The organism is Verminephrobacter aporrectodeae subsp. tuberculatae, assembly GCF_026127385.1.
Taxonomy (GTDB): domain Bacteria; phylum Pseudomonadota; class Gammaproteobacteria; order Burkholderiales; family Burkholderiaceae_C; genus Acidovorax; species Acidovorax aporrectodeae.
The window spans coordinates 341464-364525 of sequence record NZ_QZCX01000003.1 but is presented as its reverse complement, the minus strand read 5'-3'; the positions used below and the strand labels follow the sequence as shown (position 1 = coordinate 364525).

General features: G+C 63.6%; 24 protein-coding genes and 1 tRNA gene. 9 read left to right on the top strand and 16 right to left on the bottom strand.

The window, feature by feature from the left end:
• Nucleotides 1-2 precede the first annotated feature (2 nt).
• From D5041_RS16700 to D5041_RS16650, 11 genes are all read right to left on the bottom strand, one after another.
• Nucleotides 3-848 carry a carbohydrate ABC transporter permease gene (locus D5041_RS16700; RefSeq protein ID WP_010109939.1) on the bottom strand — a complete coding sequence of 282 codons (846 nt, stop codon included), beginning with the start codon at nt 846-848 and terminating at the stop codon, nt 3-5.
• Nucleotides 845-1798, bottom strand: a complete 954-nt coding sequence (locus tag D5041_RS16695) for a carbohydrate ABC transporter permease (protein WP_010109941.1) — start codon at nt 1796-1798, stop codon at nt 845-847. The genes D5041_RS16700 and D5041_RS16695 overlap by 4 nt, the downstream gene beginning before the upstream one ends.
• The gene (locus tag D5041_RS16690) at nt 1795-3066 is read right to left on the bottom strand and encodes an ABC transporter substrate-binding protein (protein ID WP_010109943.1); all 1272 of its coding nucleotides are present in this window, start codon (nt 3064-3066) and stop codon (nt 1795-1797) included. The genes D5041_RS16695 and D5041_RS16690 overlap by 4 nt, the downstream gene beginning before the upstream one ends.
• 237 nt (nt 3067-3303) lie before the next feature.
• Nucleotides 3304-3714: an ExbD/TolR family protein gene (locus D5041_RS16685; RefSeq protein ID WP_265256818.1), complete on the bottom strand. Its 411-nt coding sequence runs from the start codon at nt 3712-3714 to the stop codon at nt 3304-3306.
• A 4-nt stretch (nt 3715-3718) separates the two neighbouring features.
• Nucleotides 3719-4435 (bottom strand): MotA/TolQ/ExbB proton channel family protein, encoded by a 717-nt coding sequence (locus D5041_RS16680; protein WP_010109947.1) that lies wholly within the window; start codon nt 4433-4435, stop codon nt 3719-3721.
• A gap of 25 nt (nt 4436-4460) precedes the next feature.
• Nucleotides 4461-5147, bottom strand: coding sequence for an energy transducer TonB (locus D5041_RS16675; protein ID WP_265285253.1), 687 nt, complete (start codon nt 5145-5147; stop codon nt 4461-4463).
• A 95-nt stretch (nt 5148-5242) separates the two neighbouring features.
• The gene (locus D5041_RS16670; protein WP_265285252.1) at nt 5243-5542 is read right to left on the bottom strand and encodes a (2Fe-2S)-binding protein; all 300 of its coding nucleotides are present in this window, start codon (nt 5540-5542) and stop codon (nt 5243-5245) included.
• A gap of 81 nt (nt 5543-5623) precedes the next feature.
• Nucleotides 5624-6760, bottom strand: coding sequence for an alpha-hydroxy acid oxidase (locus D5041_RS16665; protein ID WP_265285251.1), 1137 nt, complete (start codon nt 6758-6760; stop codon nt 5624-5626).
• Nucleotides 6757-7440, bottom strand: coding sequence for a Fe2+-dependent dioxygenase (locus tag D5041_RS16660; protein ID WP_265280795.1), 684 nt, complete (start codon nt 7438-7440; stop codon nt 6757-6759). Before D5041_RS16660 ends, D5041_RS16665 begins: the two co-directional genes overlap by 4 nt.
• Nucleotides 7441-7565: 125 nt before the next feature.
• Nucleotides 7566-9818: a TonB-dependent receptor gene (locus tag D5041_RS16655; protein ID WP_265285250.1), complete on the bottom strand. Its 2253-nt coding sequence runs from the start codon at nt 9816-9818 to the stop codon at nt 7566-7568.
• Nucleotides 9819-10068: 250 nt separating this feature from the next.
• Nucleotides 10069-10368 carry an SWIB/MDM2 domain-containing protein gene (locus D5041_RS16650; protein WP_010105378.1) on the bottom strand — a complete coding sequence of 100 codons (300 nt, stop codon included), beginning with the start codon at nt 10366-10368 and terminating at the stop codon, nt 10069-10071.
• Between the two features lie 307 nt (nt 10369-10675).
• Between D5041_RS16650 and D5041_RS22175 the strand changes: the two genes are divergently transcribed.
• The 4 genes from D5041_RS22175 to D5041_RS16635 all read left to right on the top strand — a co-directional run bounded on the left by D5041_RS22175 (nt 10676) and on the right by D5041_RS16635 (nt 13162).
• Nucleotides 10676-10843, top strand: coding sequence for an IS4/Tn5 family transposase DNA-binding protein (locus D5041_RS22175; RefSeq protein WP_407702287.1), 168 nt, complete (start codon nt 10676-10678; stop codon nt 10841-10843).
• 631 nt (nt 10844-11474) lie between these two features.
• Complete coding sequence (locus tag D5041_RS16645) at nt 11475-12014, top strand: hypothetical protein (protein ID WP_265285249.1); 540 nt, start codon at nt 11475-11477, stop codon at nt 12012-12014.
• A 77-nt stretch (nt 12015-12091) separates the two neighbouring features.
• Nucleotides 12092-12514 carry a DUF4279 domain-containing protein gene (locus D5041_RS16640; protein WP_265256813.1) on the top strand — a complete coding sequence of 141 codons (423 nt, stop codon included), beginning with the start codon at nt 12092-12094 and terminating at the stop codon, nt 12512-12514.
• Nucleotides 12515-12658: 144 nt separating this feature from the next.
• Nucleotides 12659-13162: an Imm21 family immunity protein gene (locus tag D5041_RS16635; protein WP_138927903.1), complete on the top strand. Its 504-nt coding sequence runs from the start codon at nt 12659-12661 to the stop codon at nt 13160-13162.
• Nucleotides 13163-13357: 195 nt separating this feature from the next.
• Here the strand turns inward: D5041_RS16635 and D5041_RS16630 are convergent, their stop codons facing one another.
• Nucleotides 13358-14458, bottom strand: a complete 1101-nt coding sequence (locus D5041_RS16630; RefSeq protein ID WP_265280792.1) for an outer membrane protein assembly factor BamC — start codon at nt 14456-14458, stop codon at nt 13358-13360.
• 46 nt (nt 14459-14504) lie between these two features.
• A complete protein-coding gene (dapA, locus tag D5041_RS16625) occupies nt 14505-15401 on the bottom strand; it encodes a 4-hydroxy-tetrahydrodipicolinate synthase (protein ID WP_010105380.1) in 897 nt (298 codons plus the stop codon).
• 180 nt (nt 15402-15581) lie between these two features.
• Here dapA and D5041_RS16620 point away from each other — a divergent pair, with 180 nt between their 5' ends.
• Complete coding sequence (locus D5041_RS16620; RefSeq protein ID WP_265285248.1) at nt 15582-16130, top strand: methylated-DNA--[protein]-cysteine S-methyltransferase; 549 nt, start codon at nt 15582-15584, stop codon at nt 16128-16130.
• 4 nt (nt 16131-16134) lie between these two features.
• On the opposite strand, the gene D5041_RS16615 is transcribed toward D5041_RS16620, so the two are convergent.
• From D5041_RS16615 to mutM, 3 genes are all read right to left on the bottom strand, one after another.
• Complete coding sequence (locus D5041_RS16615; RefSeq protein WP_265285247.1) at nt 16135-18108, bottom strand: propionate--CoA ligase; 1974 nt, start codon at nt 18106-18108, stop codon at nt 16135-16137.
• A gap of 44 nt (nt 18109-18152) precedes the next feature.
• Nucleotides 18153-18758 (bottom strand): isochorismatase family protein, encoded by a 606-nt coding sequence (locus tag D5041_RS16610; protein WP_265285246.1) that lies wholly within the window; start codon nt 18756-18758, stop codon nt 18153-18155.
• A gap of 125 nt (nt 18759-18883) precedes the next feature.
• Nucleotides 18884-19699, bottom strand: coding sequence for a bifunctional DNA-formamidopyrimidine glycosylase/DNA-(apurinic or apyrimidinic site) lyase (gene mutM, locus D5041_RS16605; protein ID WP_265285245.1), 816 nt, complete (start codon nt 19697-19699; stop codon nt 18884-18886).
• A gap of 48 nt (nt 19700-19747) precedes the next feature.
• Between mutM and D5041_RS16600 the strand changes: the two genes are divergently transcribed.
• The 4 genes from D5041_RS16600 to D5041_RS16585 all read left to right on the top strand — a co-directional run bounded on the left by D5041_RS16600 (nt 19748) and on the right by D5041_RS16585 (nt 23018).
• Complete coding sequence (locus D5041_RS16600) at nt 19748-21496, top strand: tetratricopeptide repeat protein (protein ID WP_029554421.1); 1749 nt, start codon at nt 19748-19750, stop codon at nt 21494-21496.
• Nucleotides 21496-22032 (top strand): lipoprotein insertase outer membrane protein LolB, encoded by a 537-nt coding sequence (locus tag D5041_RS16595; RefSeq protein ID WP_265285244.1) that lies wholly within the window; start codon nt 21496-21498, stop codon nt 22030-22032. Before D5041_RS16600 ends, D5041_RS16595 begins: the two co-directional genes overlap by 1 nt.
• Before the next feature lie 13 nt (nt 22033-22045).
• Nucleotides 22046-22909 carry a 4-(cytidine 5'-diphospho)-2-C-methyl-D-erythritol kinase gene (ispE, locus tag D5041_RS16590; RefSeq protein ID WP_010105391.1) on the top strand — a complete coding sequence of 288 codons (864 nt, stop codon included), beginning with the start codon at nt 22046-22048 and terminating at the stop codon, nt 22907-22909.
• 32 nt (nt 22910-22941) lie between these two features.
• A tRNA-Gln gene (locus D5041_RS16585) sits at nt 22942-23018 on the top strand.
• Nucleotides 23019-23062 lie beyond the last annotated feature (44 nt).

Here is a 23062-nt window from a genome sequence, read left to right as displayed (position 1 = left end):
GTCTATCCCTTGATACTTCCGGAGAGCCCGCCGGGGGTGATGAACTTCTGAGCCAGTAAAAACAACATCAGCGTGGGGAGCACCGTCAAGGTGGCGGCCGCCATGAGGCTACCCCAGTCGGTCGAGTACTGCGCCATGAACATCTGAATGCCCACCGGCAGCGTCAGCGTGTCATCCTTGCGCAGGAAGACGTTCGCTATGAGATATTCGTTGTAGGAAAACAGGAACGAGAAGATTGTTATGGCCGCAAGCCCCGGGCCCGACAGGGGTAGCACCACGCGCATGAAAGCGCCAATGTCCGAAGCACCGTCGATCCACGCGGCTTCCTCAAGCTCGCGTGGAATCGTGTCGAAATACGAGCGCGCCATTGAAGTTGCAAACGGGAGGTTGATCAACGCGTAGATCACGCAAATGGCGTATGGACTGTTGATCAGGTCCAGCGATCGGAAAAGCACGAATAACGGAATCAGCGCCATGATGATCGGGAACATTTGAATCGCAAACAGCGACTTTGCATACGCGCCGAGCAAGGGCCCTTGAAAGCGGGAAAGTGCGTAACCTGCCAATACGGCAGCCACCATTCCCAGCATGGTAGAGCAGATTGCCACGATCACGCTGTTTCCAAGAAACGTCCAAAATCTGGTGCGTTCGCCAAGGTACAGATAATTCACCAGCGAGAAATTTCGAGGTATCAGGCTTCTGGCAGCCAGGATGTCGTCGGTACTCTGGAACGAGTTGAACACAACCAGAAAAATCGGCAGGTTGACCAATAGAGCGAGGACCGTTACTAAAGACAGGATCAACCAAGGGCGCATCGTGATTGCCATGCGGGGCTTGTTGTCCATCATGCGCGCTCCTTCTGTCGATGCAAGATCAGGATGACCAGCGACATCAAGAAAAGCAGAGTTACCAGGGAGACAGCTGAGCCCAGTCCCATGTTGTTTCGCACAAAGGTGTAGCGATAAGCAAGCAAGATCATGCTCTCGGTTGCCTTGGCGGGCCCCCCTTGGGTCAGCAAGAACGGTGTCTCGAAGTCGTTGATCGACCATATTGTCATCATCATGCACAGCACGACGGACAGGTTCTTGATTTGTGGCATCGTGACGTATCGAAAGCCTTGCCAACGGCTTGCCCCATCGAGTTCTGCCGCCTCGTACAAGCTGCGGTCGATACTCTGTAATGCAGCCAGCAACGACAGAAGCATGAAGGGAAAACTTCGCCAGATCTTGACCATCGTCACGGCGAACACTGCGCTGCGTTCATCGCTAAGAAAATAGATCGGATCCATTCCTAGCAGACTGAGAAATTGGTTGACCAGCGCATGTTCATCTGCCAGCATCCAGCGCCAGCACACGATCGACACAATGCCAGGCACGATCCATGGCAAGAGAAAGGCTACACGGCAGGCCCCGCGCCCCGGGAAATCCAGGTTCATGATCAACGCCAGACACAGGCCGATCGCGTAGCACCCCAAAACATTGCCGATGGCGAAAACAAGACTGAATTCGATCGAGTTGTAGAAATCCTTTGCTGCAAATAGATCGATGAAATTCTTGAGCCCAACGAAGCCACCGGGCTTGAGCAGTGATCCTCCAGATAAACTGTAGCCGATCGCACTGAGCAGCGGATACGCGATTACCAAACAGATGAGGAGGAGCGAGGGGACTAGCAGGGCGTAAGGGAACAGTTCCTTGCGCGTCGGCCACGGCCGCCGGCGCTGCAAAGCATTGGCGGGCGCGACGGCACCACGACTGGCGGTGCTGATTTGAACTGGGTGAATCGGCTTGGCAAGCATCATTTCGCCAAAACTTCGCGAAACTGCTTGTCTGCCTCGTCGATCGCTGCTGGCAGAGGTCTTTTTTGACCAATTCTCTGCGCAAGCACCTGCAAAAATCCGTCGCCTTCCACCTCGTTCAGTGAAGGAAAAATTCCGGGCACGGGGGACCCTGTGCCGCGTGCAATCGGCCAATACGTATTCGTTGCCTCTGCAAAGCTGGACGCACGATTCTTTACAGTGGGGTCCTCGGCGATCGAAATGCGAGCAGGCACCTGTCGGGCCTGGCCTTGCGTGAAGAGCGGTTTTTGATTCTTCGACCACCACTTGACGAACGTCTTTACCGCATCCGGATTCTTGGTCTGCTTGTAGACCATGATGTTGTTGACCCAGGCCAATGTGGCTTTCTCACCGCGGGGACTTGCCAGCGGTGGAAGGATTCCGATTTTTGTCCCCGCCTCTCCCGCCTGCAGATCCAGGCCGGGTCCGTGGTAGATGAACGCGGATTTTCCTTGCATGAAACTGCGTCGAGCCTCGTCCATCGACGCGCCGGCGCTGGCCGGGCTCACTGATCCGTCGCTTGCCATGCCCGCCAGCGTTTGCCAAGCTTCCAGGTTCTTTGCGTTCATCAAGTCAGGCTTGCCGTCGGAAGTAAATAGTGCACCTCCATGATTGAGAGCGGCGCCAATCACCATGTGCATCCCCATGGTGTCGCCTGGAAGCACCAAACCAAAGCGACCGCCCCCTGTGACTGCTTTGGCTGCTGCCCTCAGCTCGGGCCAAGTCTTCGGAAGCGGTAGCTTGGCTTGCTCGAGCAAGTCCTTGCGGTAGTACCAGATTCGCACGTCAAGGCCCCACGGCAACGCAATATAGTGGCCCTTGTATTTGAGACGCTCCACCGTGCCCTCGCGAAAGTCCTTGATATCCCCTTCCTTGCCCATCTCGGCGATCAAGTCGTCCAGCGGACGGATCGCGTCAAGGTCATAGAATTGAACCGCCTGATATCCAGCGCCAGTGCTCAGGTCGGGAGCACTGCCGGCATTGATGGCAGTCAGATAGGTCTGGTACCAGTTGGTCCAGGGCACCGAGCGATATTCAACCTGAATGGCCGGATTGGCTTTGTTGAACTGCGCCACCAGCGACTTCGCTGTGTCAATGTACTCAGTCGGGCCCCAAATCATGTCCCAGAACTGAAGTTTGACCGGGGACTGCGCAAGCACGGGAGCAGCAAACGAGAGGAGGAGCGTCGTGGCGGCTGCGCTGAACGCGCGATGGAAATGGCGACGTTTCATGCTTGTCTCCTCGGATGCATCGTGGAACTACCATTTCATACTCGGCTTGCGCATCGGCAGGGACAATGTAACCAAATACATTTCATCACGTATCCTGGCTTACCCTATGAACTGCAAACAGAAAGACACGCCGGTGACTGTTCAGGCGCACCCTGGCCCACGTCCCAACCCATCAAACCCATCAAGCAAAGCAAGGTTGGCTTGTGGGCCAACGCATGCCTTCACAGGCTCTGAGGTTCACTCCTGGGGGTCGGTCACGAAGCCGATCTTGCGCACCCCGGCGCGTTGCGCTGCGGCCATGGCCTGCGCCACGTGCTCGTAGCGCACCTGCTTGTCGCCGTGGATATGCAGTTCGGGCTGGGGCTCCTTGGCGGCCTCGGCCTGCAGGCGGGGGAAGAGCTCTTTCGGCGCGAGCTGCGCCTCGTTCCAGTAGTACTTGCCGTCGGCCGCGACCGACAGGCGGATGGTCTCGGGCTTGACCTGCTCGGGCTGGTTGCTGGCGTGGGGCAGGTCCACGTTCACCGCGTGCTTCATCACCGGAACGGTGATGATGAAGATGATGAGCAGCACCAGCATGACGTCGACCAGCGGCGTCATGTTGATCTCGTTCATCACCTCGTCGGTATCGTCTTGCGTTCCGAAGGCCATGGTTTTAGCCGCCCTTGCGCATGGGCAGTACCTTGCCCTCACCCGCGGCGCTCACGCGCGCGCCGGTGACGAAGTAGGCGTGCAGGTCGTGGGCAAAGCGGTTCAGGCTGCCCAGGATGGATTTGTTGCCGCGCACCAGCGCGTTGTAGCCGAGCACGGCGGGGATGGCGACGGCCAGGCCCAGGGCCGTCATGATCAACGCCTCGCCGATGGGGCCCGCCACCTTGTCGATGGTCGCCTGGCCCGAACTGCCGATGGACAGCAGGGCGTGGTAGATGCCCCAGACGGTGCCGAACAGGCCGACGAACGGGGCGGTCGAGCCCACGGACGCGAGGATTGCCAGGCCCGATTGCAGGCGGGTCGTGAACTCGTCGATGCAGTTGCGCAGGCAGCGCGTGACCCAGTCGCTCACGTCCAGAGAGTCATGCAGGTGGGCCCGGGTGTTGCGGTGGTGCGCCGTGGCCTCGTGGCCTTCCAGTGCCAGTTGCAGGAAGGGGTTCGCCGGGGTCGTGCCCAACTGGCTCAGGCCGCTCGCAAGGTTCTCGCTGTGCCAGAAATCCCGTGCCGCGCGGGCGTGCTTCTTGAACCGGATGATGTCCAGGGTCTTGACGAGGATGACGATCCACGTGGCCAGCGACATGAGCAGCAGCCCGATGGCGACGGTGCGGGTGACGAAGTCGCCCTGAATCCAGACGTTGGCGATGCCGAATTGCGATTCCATGAAAACTCCCTGGGTGGTGATGGGTTCATTCGAGGACAAAATGGACGGGGACCAGATTCCACATGCTCTGCGGCACGCCATTGCGTTTGCCGGGAACGAAGCGCCAACGCATGACGGCCTCCTGCGCCTGGCGGTCGAGCCGGTCGAAGCCGCTGGACTGGTTGATCTCCACTTTCTGGGGTTTGCCGTCGGCGTCGATGAGCACGCGCAGCAGCACTTTGCCTTGTTCGCCCAGGCGCTTGCTGATGGCCGGGTAGCCGGGCTTGGGGTTGTTCAGGTAGGCCGCGTCGCTGGACGGTAGCTCGATTTTCGGCGGTGCGGGGGGCGCGGGCGGGGCAGGCGGTGTGGGGGGCGCGGCCACCACGGGCGCGTCCGTCGGCGGTGCCGGAGGGGGCTCGGTGAGTATGCCGACAGGCGCTGCGGGCGCTGGTGTGGGGTCGGGAATGGCCGCCGGCATCGGCGTCGGCGCCGGGCGCGGCGCCCGTGCCTTGGGCGCGGGTCTGGGCGGCGGGGGCGGCGGCGCGGTCTTGGGTGCGGGCGGGGTGATGAATTCGCTCAGCAGTTCTGCCGGAACGACGATTTCCACCGCGCGGCGCAGCAGCCCCGATTGCAAGGCCCACAGGCCCGCGGCATGCAGTGCGAGAACCGAGCCGACGATCAGCGCGTTGCGGCTGGCCCCTCCGGGGGGGGCGAAACGATCAGGGTACGACATAGAAACGATGGCAGGCAGCGGCGCCGGAGAGCCGACTGCCCGAAAAGCAGCGCATTATTTGCGAAATATCCACCAAGCCGATCCGGCAACGAGGATCAGGCTACCTGCGATTGTGCACAGGAATGGGAGGGCCATGGCTTGCTTTCCAGGAGGGTGTTGGCAAGCTCGATCGTCTGCTGCGCTGCTGCCTTGGCCGCATCGTGCAGATGGGGCAGGGTGGCCAGCGGCAGTTGCGCTGCATGGCACTGCGCCACCACGTCGCGGGCGCAGCTCTCGCAGCGCCCGCATTCCGTGGCGACGCCCAGTTCGAACTGGATTTCGTCAAAGTCCAGACCGGCGTGCGCGTGGCGCGCGATCTCACGGTCTGAAATCCGGCGGCAAACACAGACGATCATGGTGGCAACAAGCAGTGTGGCTGGCTGTGGATGAGAAATTCGATCGGAGTATAAATGAGAATTCATCGCATTTGCAATGCATCATTGCTGATCCGGGCGCGGCGGGCGGCTTGCCAGGGCCTGCGGGGCCTGGGCCAGCGTGGCGCAACCCGTCAGGGCCATGGCGATCTCCAGTTCGTCGCGCAGCAGGCGCAGCACATGGGCCACGCCGGCGGCGCCGGCGTTGGCCAGGCCATACAGCGCCGGGCGGCCGATGAGCACGGCGCAGGCGCCCAGCGCCAGGGCCTTGAGCACGTCCGTTCCGCGGCGAATGCCGCCATCGACCAGCAGGGGCAGGGCGCCTGCCACGGCGTCGGCCACGCAGGGCAATGCGCTGGCGGTGCTGGGGCTGCCGTCCAGGGTGCGCCCGCCGTGGTTGGAGACGATCAGGCCGGCCACGCCCAGCGCGACGGCCTGGCGCGCGTCGTCCGGGTGCAGCAGGCCCTTGAGCAGCACCGGAAGCCGGGTGTTGGTTTGCAGCCACTGCACGTCGGCCCAGGTGGGCGCGTGCTGCAGCAGGCCGTCGAACAGGCTGCTCTGGTCGGCCCGCAGCGGCACCCGGGGAGGGGGTGGCAGGCCCAGCAGGTTCACTGCCGCCACGCCCGCGGGCAGACGAAAGCCTGCGCGCCGTTCGCGGTCGCGCGCGCCATGGCAGGGCGCGTCCACCGTCAGCACCAGGGCCTCGTAGCCAGCTTGTTCGGCGCGCTGGACCAGTTCGCGGGTGAAGCCCCGGTCGTGCTGCCAGTACAGCTGGAACCACAGCGGCCCGCGCCCCGCGTCGTCGCGGATGGCGTCGGCCACCCGTTCCAGGCGCGTGCTGGCCTGGGTGCTCAGGACCATGCCGGCGCCCAGGGCCGCGGCTGCGCAGGCGCTGCCGAGTTCGCCGTCGGGGTGGGCCATGCACTGGTAGGCCACCGGGGCCAGCAGGATGGGGTGGGCCAGCGTGCGGCCGAGCAGTTCCACCCGCGTGTGGCCGCCAGCGAGTGGGCGCAGCACGCGCGGCAACAGCGGAATCTGCGCCCAGGCGCTGCGGTTCGCCGCGAGCGTGATCTCGTCGGCCGCGCCGCCGCTGAAATACGCCCAGGCGTTGGAGTCCAGGCGCGTGCGTGCATGGCTCTCGTGGTCCGCCAGGCTCACGATTTCCGGGGGCAGGGAGATGGGGGGCGGTGGCGTGCTCATGTGTCGGCCCACATGCGCAGCAGGTTGTGGTAGCTGCCGGTCAGTGCCACGGTCTCGGGCGATTCGCCATGCTGCTGGCGCAGGCGCAGCAGGGCCATGTCCATGTCGTAGAGCAGGCGCCGCTGTGCGTCGCTGCGCACCAGGCTTTCCACCCAGAAGAAGCAGGCCAGGCGCTGCCCGCGTGTCACCGGGCGCACCTGGTGCACGCTGGTTCCGGGGTAGATCACGGCGTGGCCCGCGGGCAGCTTGACGCGCTGCTCGCCAAAGGTGTCGTCGATGCACAGCTCGCCGCCGTCGTACTCGTCGGGCCCGGACAGGAATACCGTGCACGAGATGTCGGTGCGCAGGTGCTCGCGCTGCGCGGCCATCCGGCGCACGGCGCCGTCAACATGTTTGTCGTAGTGGTTGTTGCTGCCGCCGTAGCGGTTCACGCGCGGCGGGAACACGCGCCGGGGCAGGGTGGCGGTGAGAAACAGCGCGCTGCGCTCGAGCGCCGCCAGCACCATGGCCGCGATGCGCCGGGCGGCCTCGCAGTCGTGCAGCAGCTGTTCGTTGTTCTTGGCCTGGCGTGCCTGCGTGCCCGCGCTGTCCCTGCCGTCGGCCCAGGGGGCATGGTGCAGCAGCTGGCGGGCGGTTTGCAGGTCCTGGGGCGTGAGCAGGTCGGGCAGGGTGAGCAGCATGGGGCGCTTCGTGAATCATGAGAGGGGGTGCATCTTCAACAAAAAAAGCCGCCCCGGTGAAAGGGCGGCAAAACCTTGAAGAAACCGGGGACGTGTGGCTGTGTCGCTGTCGTCGCAGATCAGAATCAGAACTTCATGCTGGCCGCGATCTGGAGCATGCGCCCGGCGCCGGGAATGTAGTGGCCGGGGTAGATCGAATCGACGTAGAGCTTGTTCGTCAGATTGCTCAGATTGGCCCTGACCGTGTAGCGCTCGCTGATGCGGTACTCGGTCATCAGGTCGGCGGTCACGTAGCCTGGCGCCGACCAGCCCGGGTTGCGGTTGGGCGTTTGCGCGCTGCGGAAATTCAGGCCGCCGCCCGCGCGCCATGCGGGCGAGATCTGGTAGGTGGTCCACACCGTTCCGCTGTGGCGTGGTGTCAGCGAGGGGCGGGTGCCCTGGCCTTCGGAGCCTGTGGCACCGACGTCGATTTTGGCGCTGGGCATCCACATGTACGAGCCGTAGACCTCCCACTTTGGTGTGATGCGGCCGGTGATGTCGATCTCGGCCCCTGCGGCATGGCGTTTGCCCGACAGCAGGTCGATCTTCAGTTCCGGGTCGGTATTGCGCTCGCGGTACTTGGTCGAGTGAAACACCGCCAGGCGTGTGGTCAGGCGCTTGTCCGCCGAGTCCAGCTTGGCGCCGACCTCGATGTTGCGGCTGGCCTCTGGCGGGGTGTTCACCGTCTTGGAACTGTACGAATAGGTGTCGCCCGAGGTGTTGAACGAGGTTCCGTAGGAGAGGTGGTAGGACTGCAGGGCGTTGGGCTGGTATAGCAAGCCGGCGCGCCGGCTCCATTCGGAGATCTTCTGGCGGTAGCTGGTGGTGCTGACCGGGTCGGGGGCCTCTTTGGGGATGCTGAAGCTGTTGTAGCTGCCGTCCATGTTGTCGTGGCGCAGGCCGACGAGCAGCTTCCAGTGCTCGGCGATCCGGACCAGGTCCTGCGCGTACAAGCCGAAGGCCCTGGCCTTGAAATCGCTCGCGGTGCGCAGCACGCGGCGCGTTTCATCGACGCCCAGGCCATCGTTCGGGCGGCCCACCGTGGTGTCGGGCTTGGGCAGGTCCACGCCCCCCTGCGCGGCGCTGCGTGCCGCGGACACGGTTTTCTTTTCGTGCGCCAGGTCTGCGCCCGTCAGCAGTTCATGCTGCAAGCCCAGTGCCTGGAACTTGCGGCTGAAGTCGCTTTGCAGATGCACGGTGTCGAGGTCCTGGATCTTCAGGTGCGTGCGGCGCATCAGGCGTGTGCCGGGGCCGAAGTTTTCCAGCGTCGCGGCCTGGCCATCGGGCTGCTGGTTGGCGGCTGCGAAGCGGATCGCGCCGGCGTGCTGGTCGCGCTCGTAGCGGCCCACACGCAGCTGGGTCTTGAGCTCGGCGTCGCTGTCAAAGCGGTGGGTATGGCCCAGCGTGAGCAAGCTGGCGCCGCCGGCGTTGTAATCGCTCGCGGCGCCGTAGTAGGTCCTCGGGTCCAGCGGCAGCATGGTGGTGCTGCTCGCCGGCGCGCTGGCGTTCGGGCGGATCCAGGGCATGCCGTAGTTCATGCCGTTGTCGTTGTCCAGGTAGTACAGGTTGACCGAAAACTCGTCGCGCGTTCCGATGCCAAAGGCGTAGGTGCCGGCAAGGCCCTTTTTCCTGATGCGGCTGCCGGCGCCGTTGTTGTCGGCGTGGGTCGCCATGGCGTTCAGGCGCAGCGCGGCGTTCTCGCCCGTGTGGATGTTGAAGTCGCCCGTGATGCGCCGGTACTGGTGGCTGCCCAGCGTCAGGTCCAACTGGTGCGTGTCGATCAGGCGCGGGGCCTTGCTCACCTGGTTCACGGCGCCGCCAGTGGAGCCGCGGCCGAACAGCATCGAGGCCGAGCCACGCAGCAGTTCCAGCCGCTCCAGGTTGAAGGTGTCGCGGTCGTAGAACGCGGGGTCGCGCATGCCGTCGATGAACATGTCCCCCGTGCTTTGCAGGGGGAAGCCGCGCAGGCGGATGTCCTCTTCGCCGCCCTCGGCCGCCAGAAAGGTGATGCCGGCGGTGCTCTTCAGCGCCTCCTTGACGGTGTCGAGATTGCGCTCGTCGATCAGGCGCTCGGTCACGACGGTGAGCGACTGCGGAACGTCGCGCAGCAGCTGCGTGCCCTTGCCGATGCGGGTCTGCGTGGCGCGCACGCTGTCCTTGCCTTCCGGGGCGTCGGCGCTTTCCCGGACCTCCACCGGAGCCAGCGACTTCTCGGGCGCGGTGGTTTGCGCCAGGGTCCCGACGGAGGCGGCGAGCATCAGCGCGCCCAGGGGAAGCAGCGCCTTGTCGGAGGCCGGGCTGCGCGTGGGCGCAGGGGGGGTGGAAATGGGGGGCTGCATGGAGCCGCGGCGCCGGGTGCGTGATTTTGCCAAGATGGCCTCCGTCATTGGGTTGGGTACAGTCGGCGCACGGATGCGCCGAGAGCAGGCGAGAGGCAGTGGCTAGATCAATATGGCGGTGCTTCGTCGTGCGGTCCCATGCTATATCAAATACGGGTCATTCTCATTCGCATTGATGTTTATGCGCAACAGTTTCCTGTCTGCGCCGCCCCAAAACCGGCTGGACCGGTTTTTGGGGCGGCGCTATCTCTCAGGAGACATGCTTGCCGATCAGGCCGGCGAGTTCGAACATCGACACCTGGGGCTTGCCGAACAGTTCCTTGAGTTTGGCGTCCGCGTTGATGTTGCGTTTGTTGGCGGCGTCTTGCAGGTTGTTGGCCCGGATGTAGACCCACAGTTTGCTGACGATCTCGGTACGCGGCAGCGGTGCCGAGCCGACCACGGCGGCCAGCGCGGGGCTGGGGGTGAGCGCCTTCATGAAAGCGGCGCTGGGGGTGCGTTTCTTGGCCGCGGGGGCGCTTGCTGCCGGAGCTTTTTTTGCAGTTGCCATGTTGGGATTTCCTGGTTGGAAGAGAGTTTTCACCAGCGGGAAACGATGCTTTTCCGCTGGCTGTCGGATGCTAATGGGAAAAATCGCGTCTCCAAGGGGGAAACGGTTTTTTTTTGTGTGCAAGCAGGCTACGGGTTCGGCTATCGAACGTATTTCAGGCAATCATCCCCCCGGACGGCGTGGCCGCCATGGCAAAGCCCAAAGCGCATCTCATTGTACACAACTCGAACATTCAATCGTAACCTACTGATATTAAAAGGAAATAGCGGAACCTTGATGGATTGGGCGAAGGAAGAATTCAAAGACCTTGACCAGGGCCGATCAGCGGCTGAGCAAGCGCACGGTTTCTTTGGTCGAACGCCTGAGGGTCAACCCGCTGGCAAGTATCCCGCAAGCGTGCGGCAGATGGGCGCAGACACGGGCGGCGTACGCCGGACGACACCAGTTGGTCTGGGGCATTCGGGCACCCCATTGACAAAGTGCCGCGACATGCATGCGCGCCCACTGCGGGGTGCTGTGCATTAGGACCTCACCGAACTGGGCTTCACTGCCGGGCTGGTGTTGCTACCTTCTGAGGCCCAGTGCGGCATGCCTGTTCACCCCACCTACGCCGTCACGCCCGAGCGCGAACCGCTGGGCGTGTTGGCCACTGGAATGTGCGCGCGAGCCCAAGAATGTCCAGGGCAATTGCACCGGGTCACTGGAGCGAGGGTCACGCCCGCGTGGCCGAACTCGCCGGCCACGGTGTCTGACATCCGCTTGGGTCCAGGTGGCAGACCGGGGAGCAGACATCGCCCGGTTGATGGCGCAGCGATTTGGGGCACCCTGCCGACTGGCTGATCCGTGCTGGGACGGTCCATGGCTCTCGCAGCACCCGCGCCAGCAGCGATGACTGCACCAGACGCAAAAGACCGAAGGAGCAAGAACGACCTGTTACCACTGCGGCAGCGACGACCGTCTGATGTGACGCAAAATTGTGATGAATTTTGCCAAAAGACGGTATTTGCTGCTATCAGCGCCGGGATCACCCATGTGGTTTGCTTGCGAAGACTGCCCTCTTGCTCCTGCCGCTTTGGTCAACCCTCACCAGTCAATGCGGTGATACCATGACTCAGCAGAAGAAAGTTCCGAATCATGTTTATACCGTGGAACTGCGGTTCTTGGGTGAGCCATCCGAAATTTCAGATCGATTGAATTTGAAACCAAGCAATTCGTTTAGTAAAAAACAAAATCAGAAAATGAAAAGGCCGCGACGCCCATATTGGGGATACAGCGGAAGAGGAGAGGCAGGATACCTGCGTAAGTGGGAATCTCTGGGGGACGGTCTGAAATTTCTTCTTGAAATACTGAGAGCCTGTGAAAATATGTTGGCGCAGATATTGCTTCTCATTTTTCGCGGCCGGCGCCACCACAAACCGGGCTGCACAGGCGATCATGGAGCACCAAGATGCCTTAAATCAGAGCGAATTCGCCCCAAGAGACGAACTTTGGAGCCTCTCGTAGGCCAAGGGCGCTTGGGTTGCGTCGTATTCATCGCTGAAATTGAAAAATTCACACGCTCTGAGATCCAGAAAATCAGAAATCATTGCCATTGGCCATCAGTTCGATGGACATTGGTGGTGCGGTCACTTCCAATCCAGCTTTAATGGTGGCCCCACGCTATCGCCACAGCTGTTGGCTGAAGTCGGAAGCTACGAGATGCCTCTTTGTATCGACGACTATCATGTTTCAGAAGAGTAAAACTCCGAATCATGTTTACACAGTAGAACTGGTATTCATGGGCGAGCCGTCTGAAATATCAGATCGATTGAATTTACAGCCAAATAATGCATTTAGCCAATCGCAAAACCGACCGCCACCGAGCAGGCAGCATCCCCCATACTGGGGATACAATGGAGAAAGGGAGACGGGATATCAGTCTCGCTGGGAGTCGCTGGAAGATGGTTTGATTTTTCTTCTTGAAGTAATGGATTCCAGAAGAGAAAAAATCATCGCCATTGGTCATCAGTTTAATGGACATTGGTGGTGCGGCCACTTCCAATCCAGCTTTGATGGCGGACCAACCTTGTCTGCAAAGTTGTTGGTCGAAATAAGCAACTACGAAATTCCTTTGCGCATAGCTAATTACTATAGCTCAGAAGAGTGAATATCGGATCATACTTATCCAGCTTCTGACCAACGGCCGGACGCAGTTGGCCTTTGGATTACCCACAATGTTGTTATCCACTGCTTTGGATGCAATCGATTTCAAGGTGGACAGTGTCGAAAAATTGATGACAGGAGCACATACGTGAACCACCGATGGATAAATTCTCATGGCGGACCATTAATATTTTGCAGCATGCAGGCCGCATCTGGATGGATGGGAATCACTGGAAGTTCTGTGAAATCCGTAAAGACGGATTATGAACGTGCTTGCGATTCGTTTTCTTATCTGAACGTAATTGACAGCAATATGTCAAAAATTCTGATTTTGGGCGATGAACCATTGGCATCGACAATTTTTCATACCGGGCATGACTTCACAATTGCCCGATGGATATCGTGCGAATCACTGATGGTTTCCGAGATTGCATTAAACGATATTCCGATCGGATTGCCTGAAATAGAAAAATCCGTATCGATGCATATTTATGAAGATGAATCAATAATTTTCGATTCGGCTGCCGTACTTCATGAGTCAGAGGATGAAATGCGCGTCAAAATAAATCCCGGGAAGTATGAAATTACAACAGAACTATTTGATGGAGGGCATCGCTTCAAATTTCTGATTCATCGACTGCGCATGGAGTGAATGATAATTATTTCCGGGAAACTTGGCTGTGTGAAACAGCGACTCGGCATAGGCGCTCTGACACGCGGTCGCGCGCATGAGGGCTGGGCGCTCCTGTCTGGACACTGCTCGCAAGCATGGGGTCGGCATGCTCCAAGCGTTGCGGGCAGCGTTCCATGGTGCTGTCGAGAGCGGCCTGAATGAATTAGTTACCGCTTACTTCAACTCATCTGCCAGAACGCGCACGATGCGCTCGGCGTTCGCGGGCGCTGCGGCTGCTCCGGCCTCGTCGAGTACCGAGATTGTGGTTGACGTGCCCTGGCTGCGCAGCACGATGCGGTATTTCAGCGGCGGTGTCGCAGCGGAATCGCCGAACAGCTTGCCGAAGAAACCGGGCTCTTTCTTCTCGGTGCCGGGCGCCACGTAGCGCACGAAGTAGGCGCCTTCGTCGCGGTTGCGGTCTTCCACGGTAAAGCCCGTGCGGTCCAGTGCCAGGCCCACGAGGCGCCATGCGCGTTCAAAGCCTTCGTCGAGTTGAAGCACCGGCTGGCCGTTGGCGTTGGTCATGCGCGCGGCCTGCGTGCGCGCGGCGGCTGCGGGGGCGGATGCTGCGGCGGTCTTGGATTGCTCCTCGCTCGCGCCGAGCCGGACCATGAGGCGGCGCAGAAATTCGGTTTCGAGTTCGGGGTCGGACGGCCGGGGCTGCCACATCGTGCTGTCCTTCGTGGAATTGCTGTAGACCTCGACCATTCCGCGGTGCGTGACGTAGATCTCCGTGCCACCGTCGGCCTTGCGCTCCAGGCGGGTGCGGAATTTGTCGCGCTCGCCGGTCGAGTACAGCGAGTCCAGCAGCGAGCCCAGCGCCGAGCGGATGAAGTCCTGCGGCAGCTTGGCACGGTTTTCCGCCCAATCGGTTTCCATGATTCCGAGATCGGGTTCGGTGCGTGCGAGCGTAAAGCCGCTGTCTTGCCAGAAATCGCGTACCGGCTCCCAGAGCTTGTCGGCGGGGCGGTCGATCACCAGCCAGCGTTGGCTGCCGGCGCGTTCGATGCGCACGTCGCCCTGCGCCAGCGCTGCGACCTTGCCCAGGTTCGCAGGCTGGGCCGCCTGTCCGGCCTGCAGCGCCGTGGCGGATACGGATTCACCCGCCATGGCGTACCGCGAATCACGCGCCAACTGGGTCAGGTCCGGGGGGACCTCCAGGGTCGGGCCTTTGGCGGCGCTTTTGTAGTCGATCTTGTCCCCCTCAAGGGCGGCGCAGGCGGACAGGGCCATGGCCAAGAGCAGCAGGCCCAGTCGGGCGGTGGCAAATTTCACGCGGAAATCCTTGAAATGTCTCTGGGTGCTGCGGGCTTTTCCCGGCTCAGATCAGGCCGCCGGCAGCGAGCGCGGCTTCGACGGGCGCCTCGTTGCCGCTCGACAGCGGCGTCATGGGCAGGCGCAGGGTGCCGCCGCACAGGCCCATGCGGGCCATGGCCCACTTGACCGGGATGGGGTTGGCTTCGATCAGCAGGTTCCGGTGCAGCGGCAGCAGTTGAAACTGAATCTGCATCGCGCGCCGGACGTCGCCGGCAAGCGCTGCCGCGCACAGCGCGTGCATCAGGCGCGGCGCCACGTTCGCGCTCACGCTGATGCAGCCGTGGCCGCCGCACAGCATGAGCGCGACGGCCGTCGGGTCGTCGCCCGAATACACGGCAAAATCCTTGGGCAGATCGCGGATGAGCCACTGCCCGCGCTCGATGTTGCCGGTGGCATCCTTGATGCCGATCACGCTGGGCAATTGCGCCAGACGCAGCACGGTGTCGTGCTGCAGATCGGCGACCGCGCGGCCAGGAACGTTGTATAGCACCATGGGCAGGTCGCTGGTGGCTTCCGCGATGGCCTTGAAATGCTGGTACAGGCCCTCTTGCGTGGGCTTGTTGTAGTAGGGAACGACCTGCAACTGGCTGTCGGCGCCGACCTTCTTCGCGAATCGCGCCAGTTCGGTGGCCTCGGCAGTGGAGTTGGCGCCGCAGCCGGCCATGATGGGAACGCGCTTGGCCGCCTGCTCCACGGCGACGCGAATGATTTCGCAATGCTCCTGGACGTTGACCGTGGGCGATTCGCCCGTGGTGCCCACCACGCCGATGCAGTCGCTGCCTTCGGCGACATGCCAGTCGATCAATTTGCGCAGCGCCGGGTAGTCCACGCTGCCGTCTTCGTGCATGGGGGTGACGAGGGCGACGATGCTGCCGGTAAGGGGGGCGCAAGAAGAGGTCATGTCTATGGCGGAGGGCGGTGGGCAGGGATTCTAAGCCAACGCCAGGACAGGCCCGCGCGGCGGAGCCGCCCTGGGCCAATGGGGCGACGCAGGTTCCATGGCGCAGCTATGCTGTGGGTCTGCAACAGGAACGAGACGAGCGCTTGACTCCCCAAGCACCGCATTCACCCGGATTTCCCCATGCACTTTCATCCCCTCACCGTGCAGACGCACACCAGCACACCCCTCGGGCCCATGCGCCTCGCCGCGTCCCCGGCGGGCCTGGTCGGCGCCTGGTTCGAAGGCCAGCGCCACGAGCCCGGGCAATTGCTCCATGGCGCCGGCGCCTGGGCCGATGCGCCCGGGCACCCACTGTTGCAGGAGGCCGTGCGCCAGTTGCGGCAGTACCTGCACGGCGAGCGCAGCGGCTTTGACTTGGCGCTCGACCTGTCGGGCGCAACGCCCTTTCAGCAAAGCGTGTGGCGCGCACTGCTGAGCATCGGGCGTGGCCAGACCAGCAGCTACGCTGCGCTGAGCCGACGGATCGGAGTCCCCCGGGCGGTGCGCGCCGTGGGAGCCGCGGTGGGGCGCAACCCCCTGAGCGTGGTTCTGCCCTGCCACCGCGTGCTCGGCGCGGACGGCAGCCTCAGGGGCTACGCGGGCGGCCTGGAGCGCAAGACAGCGCTGCTGGAACTGGAGAATGCGCCGGTGCGCGCCGCGGACCCATGCCACGGCAAGGACGGGGCATGACGTTCTATGGCGCCGTGTTCTTGGGTGCGTCCAGCAGATCCCGCACCTGCTGCAGCGCCACCGGGTCTTCCAGGGTGCTCAGGTCGCCCGGATCGCGGTGTTCTGCCACGGCCTGGAGCGCGCGGCGCAGCAGCTTGCCGCTGCGTGTCTTGGGCAGCGCGCCCACGAAGTGCACGCGCGACGGCCGCGCCACGGCGCCGAGTTGGCGGTCCACCTGCTGCATGAGTTCGCCTTCGAACTTCAGGCGCGCGGCGGCCGAATCGAGCCCGGTGCTGTCGCGGGCCACGGCGAAGGCCATGGCCGCCTGGCCCTTGAACGGGTCGGCGACCCCTACCACCGCCACTTCGGCGATGTTTGGATGCGTGGCGAGGCTTTCCTCGATCTCGCGGGTTCCCAGGCGGTGGCCGGCGACGTTGATCACGTCGTCGGTGCGGCCCAGGATGAAGTGGTAGCCGTCGGCGTCGCGCACGCCCCAGTCAAAGGTGTTGTAGATCAGCCGGCCGGGCAGGCTCTTCCAGTAGGTGTCCACAAAGCGCGCATCGTCGCGCCACACGGTCTGCATGCAGCCCGGGGGCAGGGGGCCCTCGATGGCGAGCACGCCTTTCTGGCCGGGGGTGTTCAGTTCCTGGCCGCTGGCTTCGTCGATGAGCTTGACGTGGTAGCCATACATGGCCTTTCCGGGGCTGCCAAAGCGGGTGCTCTGCGGCTCCACGGCGTGCGCCAGCGCGAGGATGGGCCAGCCGGTTTCCGTCTGCCAGTAGTTGTCGATCACGGGCACCCGCAGTGCGTCGCTGATCCACTGCGCCGTGGACGCGTCCAGCGGCTCGCCCGCGAGCCACAGGGCCTTGAGGCTGGAGAGGTCGTATTTTCCGAACCAGTCCGGGTCCTGCTTCCTGAGCACGCGCAGCGCTGTCGGGGCCGAGAACATGTGCGTGACCCGGTACTTCTCGACGATGCTCCACCAGACGCCCGCGTCCGGCCGCGTGGGCAGGCCCTCGTACAGGATGCTCGTCAGGCCCGCGATCAGCGGGCCGTAGATGATGTAGCTGTGCCCCACCACCCAGCCGATGTCGCTGGTGGTGAATGCGGTCTGCCCCGCTTGCGCGCCAAAAATATGCTGCATGCTCGCGGCCAGCGCCACCGCGTAGCCGCCCGTGTCACGCTGCACCCCCTTGGGCCGGCCCGTGGTTCCGCTGGTGTAGAGCGTGTAGCTGGGGTGCGTGGATTCGACCCATTCGCAGGGCACCACGGTGTCCAGTTGCTGCGCGCGCAGCAGCGCCCAGTCATGGTCGCGCCCCGGTTGCCGCGGCATGGGCGCAAGGCCCCGGTCCACCAGCAGCACCGCGGCGGGCTTGTGCTTCGAGCGCGCGATGGCCTCGTCGAGCAGCGGCTTGTAGGGCAGCACCTTGCCGCCGCGCGAGCCCGCGTCGGCGCTCACCACGGCAACGGGTTCTGCGTCCTCGATGCGCAGGGCCAACGAGCCCGCGGCAAAGCCGCCAAACACCACCGAATGCAGTGCGCCGATGCGCGCGCAGGCGAGCATTGCAAAAGCCGCCTCGGCAATCATGGGCATGTAGATGAGCACGCGATCGCCCTTGTTCACCCCGAGTGCGCGCAGCACGGCCGCCATGCGCTGCACCTCGGCGTGCAATTCGGCAAAGCTGTAACTGCGCTCGGCGCCGGTCTCGGTGGAGATCGCCACCAGCGCCGGCTGCAGGGCGCGTTGCGCCAAGTGCCGGTCGAGCGCGTTGTGGCATAGATTGGTGCTTCCCCCCACGAACCACCGGGCAAAGGGCGGGCGGCTGTAGTCGCATACCTGCCGGGGTGGGGTGTGCCATGCGATCAATCGGGCCTGTTCGCTCCAGAATGCGTCGCGCTGCTCAATGGACTCGCGGTAGAAGTCGGCGTATTGGCTCATGGTGCTGTCTCCTTGGCGTTTCTCGTCCGGTCTGAACGCCTGCGCATTCGATCTTGCCACAGGCAAGGGCTGCGAAACGGCCAAGGCCCCGTGGCTTGAATGAACTATTTGATCAGGTCCAGCAGGTCTTTGAACGCCGGGTGCTCACAACTGCCCAGCCATTCGAACGCGACCATCTCGGTCGTCACCAGTTCCGCACCCGCAGCGGCCAAGCGGTCAAAAGCGGCGTCGCGGTTGCGTTCCGTGCGCGAGCCGCAGGCGTCGGTCACCACCCACGGCTCGAACCCGTCGTCGATCAGATCGAGCGCCGTCTGCAGCAGGCACACATGGGCCTCGCAGCCGGCGATCACGATGCTGCTGCGTTCGGCGCCCTGCGGGGCGGTGGATTTCTGCAGATGTTTGGGCAGGCTGCGCGCGTTGCCGCCCTGGGGCTTGGCGGGCGGGCGCAGCCACTCGCCCAGTCCCTCCCGGGCGGCGCTGAAATGCATCTTCGCCAGTGTCTTCTGGCACAGGGCGCGCAATGCGGCGTCGTTCGCGCCCAGGCGCGAAGGGTTCTGCTCGGTGCCCCATACGGGCAGGTCCAGCATGCGGGCGATCCTGGCCAGGCGCTGGGCATTCGCGAGCACCGCAGGGCCTTCGAAGATCGCGGGCATCAGGCGCTCCTGGTAGTCGACCAGGACGAGTTGGGAGGCAGTGGCGTCAAGCAGCATGGCGTATTTGTCCGCCCGGGGGCGGCAAGGTTTTCATGGGGCATTGTCGCAGCCGCTGTGCCATGCCTGCGCAAATTGGTCGCTGCCCTGCGTGCCAGCCTCTCGCATGCCATGCGGCGGGCTGCTCAGGGCCGCTGGCATCGGGGACAGAAATAGCTGCTTCTTTGCCCCTGGCGAAAAACGCGTATCGCCGTGCCGCAGGCATGGCAGGGCTGCCCGTCGCGGCCGTAGACGTTCGCCGACGTCTGGAAATGCCCCGCCATTCCCTGGGCGTTGGAAAAGTTGCGCAGCGTGCTGCCGCCCAGTTCCACCGCGCGCGCGAGCACGCTGCGGATCGCGGCGTGCAGTTTGCGCACCCGTTCGGCCCCGATGCGCGAAGCCGTCACGCTGGGGCGGATTCCCGCGAGGAAAAGAACTTCGCACGCATAGATATTGCCCACGCCCACCACCAGACGCCCCGCGAGCAGCAACTGCTTGATCGGCGTGCGGCGCTGTTTCAGCCCGAGCGCAAAAGCGGGGAGAGAAAAGGCGTCCGACAAGGGCTCCATTCCCAGTGCGCCCAACAGCCGGATTGCCACCGGGTCCTGCTCGCCGTGCGCATAAACGACGGCGCCAAAGCGGCGCGGGTCGTGCAGGCGCAGGGTTCCCTGGTCGGTCACCAGATCGAAGTGATCGTGCGCACCTGCGGGCGCCAGTCCATGGCCGAAGCGCAGGCTTCCCGACATGCCCAGGTGCAGCAGCAACAGGCCGTCGCTGGTGTCAGCCAGAAGGTACTTGCCGCGCCGGCGCAATCCCAGCACCCGCTGACCGACCAAGGCCGACGGATCGCAGCCCAGGGGCCAGCGCAAGGGCTTGCCCAGGATGACGGTGCTGATCCGGGCCCCTGCAATCGCCTCGGCGAAGCTGCGGCGCGTCACCTCCACTTCGGGTAACTCAGGCATACAAAGACGCAGGAAACGGGGCGACAGGCATGGATTATTATGGGTCCGATGCTGCCATCCCACTGCTTTCGAACCGCCCTATTGGCCACCGTGCTCGCGCTGACTGCTCAGTCACCATGGGCAGAGCAGCCCGGCGACGAAGGCCGCGCCGACGACGCTGCGGCGGTGTCCAACCCGGCGCTGGACTCGGTGCTGTTCTACGAAATCCTCCTGGGCGAGATAAGCTCCCGGACCGGCGATCCGGGTGCGGGCTACGCCTACATACTGGCGGCCGCGCGCCGAAGCGCGGACGACCAGCTCTACCAACGGGCGGTGGACATTGCCCTGCAATCGCGCTCCGGCGAGTACGCGTTGACTGCGGCCAAGGCCTGGAAAGAGGCCATCCCGCAGTCGCGCGAAGCCAACCGCTACATGCTGCAGATACTGGTCGCGCTGAACCGGATCGGCGAGACCGCTGATTTGCTGCGCCAGGAGCTTGCCCAGTCCTCCGAGCGCGCGTCCCTGCTGGCCGCTTTGCCCGAGATTTACGGGCGTGCCAGCGACAAGGCATTGGCCGCCAGGGTGGTGCAGCGCGCGCTCGTCGATGAGCTCGCAAACCCCGCGACAGCCCCTGCGGCCTGGGTGGCGCTGGGGCGATTGCGCCTGGCCAGCGGCAACAAGAACGGTGCGCTGGACGCGGCGCGCAAAGCGCAGGACCTCGACGGCGAGAGCGCAGACGTGGTGCGGCTGGCCCTGGAGTTGATGGAGGAGAACACCCCCGAAGCCGAGCCCATCGTGACCCGGGGATTGGCCAGGCAGCCCCTTGCCGCGTTGCGCGCGGCGTATGCGCGCGTTCTTCTGGGCCTGCAGCGCTATTCCGACGCCGACTTGCAACTGCAAGCCATCACAGGGGAGAACCCGAAGTTCGTCGAAGCCTGGCTCATGCTCGCCACGGTGCAATTTCTGGAGCAGCGTCTGCCCTTGGCCGAGGCTTCGCTACAGCGCTTCATGGAGCTGCTCCCGGAATCCACCGACGCACAAATGCGGCGCAATGGTCTGACCCAGGCGTATCTGCTGCACGCGCAGATCGCCGAAAAGAAAAAGGACTTTGCTGCCGCAGAAGCCTGGCTCGGGCGCATCGACAACGCGGACCAGGTTTTCGCTGCGCAGAGCCGCCGCGCATCGCTGCTCGCGCGCCAGGGCAAGCTGGCGCAGGCCCGGGCCTTGCTGCGCAACCTGCCCGGCACGTCGGACACCGACAAGCGCATGAAACTGCTTGCCGAGGTGCAGTTGCTGCGCGAGCAGCGGCTCTACGACGACGCCTACAAGGTGCAGGTCGAACTGGTGGCCTTGGCCCCGGGTGAGGCGGAACTGGTCTACGACCAGGCCATGCTGGCCGAAAAGGCAGGCAAGATCGACACCATGGAGCAATTGCTCAGACAGGTGATTGCACGCCAGCCGAAATACCACCATGCCTACAACGCGCTCGGCTACTCGCTTGCGGATCGGGGCCTGCGGCTGAACGAAGCCAAGCGGCTGATCATGAAGGCGCTGGAATTTGCGCCCGGCGATCCTTTCATCATGGACAGCCTCGGCTGGGTGGAGTTTCGCCTGGGCAACAGGGCAGACGCGAAGCAGCATCTGGAAGCCGCGTACAAGGCCCGCCCCGACGTGGAGATTGCTGCCCACCTGGGCGAGGTGCTGTGGAGCCTGGGCGACAAGGAGGGTGCGTCCAAGGTCTGGGAAGAGGGCCAGCGGACAGGCCCGGACAACGAAACCCTCCAGGAAACATTGAAGCGCCTCGGGGTAGGGCTCTGATGCGCGCGGCCGGCACCGCGCCCTGGTCCGCCCTGCGCGCGCGCGCCATGCCGCATCGTTTGCGTTGGAAATTCTGGCCCGCGCTGTGCCTGCTGTGGCTCGCAGGCTGCGCGCAGCTGACGCCCGGGCCTGCGGCACGAGAAGATGCGTGGAGCGGACGGATCGCCTTGCAGGTCCAGGGACCGAGCGCGCAATCGTTCTCTGCCCTGTTCGAACTGCACGGAAACGCCCGCAGCGGCGGCCTGGTCCTGCTCAGCCCTCTGGGCAACCGGCTCGCGCAACTGGACTGGAGGGACGGTCATGCGCAGCTGCGCAGCGCCCGGGAAACGCGCAGTTCGGACTCCCTGGACGCACTCTTGCAGGACGTGACCGGGACCCGCATTCCCGTTGCCGCTCTTTTCAGCTGGCTCAAAGGCAACCCGGCCACGGTGGCCGGCTGGCAGGCGGACCTGTCCGGAATTGCCGAGGGGCGGCTCAGTGCGCGCCTCGATGACCCCGCCGCGCAGGCCAGCTTGCGCATCGTGCTGACCCGCTGAGCTTCGTTTCTCCATGCAAGCCCTGTACGACCTGCCGGCCCCGGCAAAGCTGAATCTTTTCCTGCACGTCACCGGACGGCGTGCCGATGGCCACCATCTGCTGCAATCGGTTTTCATGCTGCTCGACTGGTGCGACACCCTGCACTTCGAACGCCGGGCAGACGGGGCCATCTCCCGCGAGGACCTGAGTGCCCCGCTGCCTGACGTGGACCTGACGCTCAGGGCTGCGCGGGCACTGCAGGCAGCCACCGGTTGTGGCCAGGGTGCACACATCGGGGTGCTCAAGAGCGTCCCCGTGCAAGCGGGCCTGGGCGGGGGCTCGTCGGACGCGGCAACGGCCCTGCTGGCGCTCAACCGGCTCTGGGGCCTGGGCCTTTCGCGCGCCGCATTGGAGGAGATCGGCCTGACGCTGGGCGCGGACGTTCCGTTTTTTCTGCGTGGCCACAACGCCTGGGTTGAGGGGGTCGGGGAGACGCTCACGCCGCAGCAATTGCCGCCGGCGTGCTTTGCCGTCGTCAAGCCCGCTGCGGGGCTGGAGACAGGGGCCGTTTTCTCGTCGCTGGGTTGGAGTCCCGATTGCGGCAGTGCTACAATCGCCGGCTTTGCTGCAGAGCACTTCGATTTTGGCCGGCACTTTGGTTCTTGCCGAAATGACCTGCAGCCGGTTGCCCAGGCACTGTGCCCCGAGGTTTCCGCAGCCATCGAATGGCTCGGGACCCACGGATTGCAAGGCCGGATGACGGGCTCGGGAAGCGCGGTGTTTGCACAAATGCCGCATGCGTTCGACTTGGGTACGGCCCCACCAGGCTGGCAGGTCAGGGCATGCGGGAATCTGATGCATCACCCTCTGGCAGGTTGGGCATCGGACGAGGGTTGAGAGGTGGGCCACTTTCGGTAGCCGGCCTGTGTAGGGGAATCGCCAAGCTGGTTAAGGCACCGGATTTTGATTCCGGCATGCGAAGGTTCGAATCCTTCTTCCCCTGCCAGATTTCTTTTCGCGGACGGGCCTTTTTTCAGACTGCTGGGACGC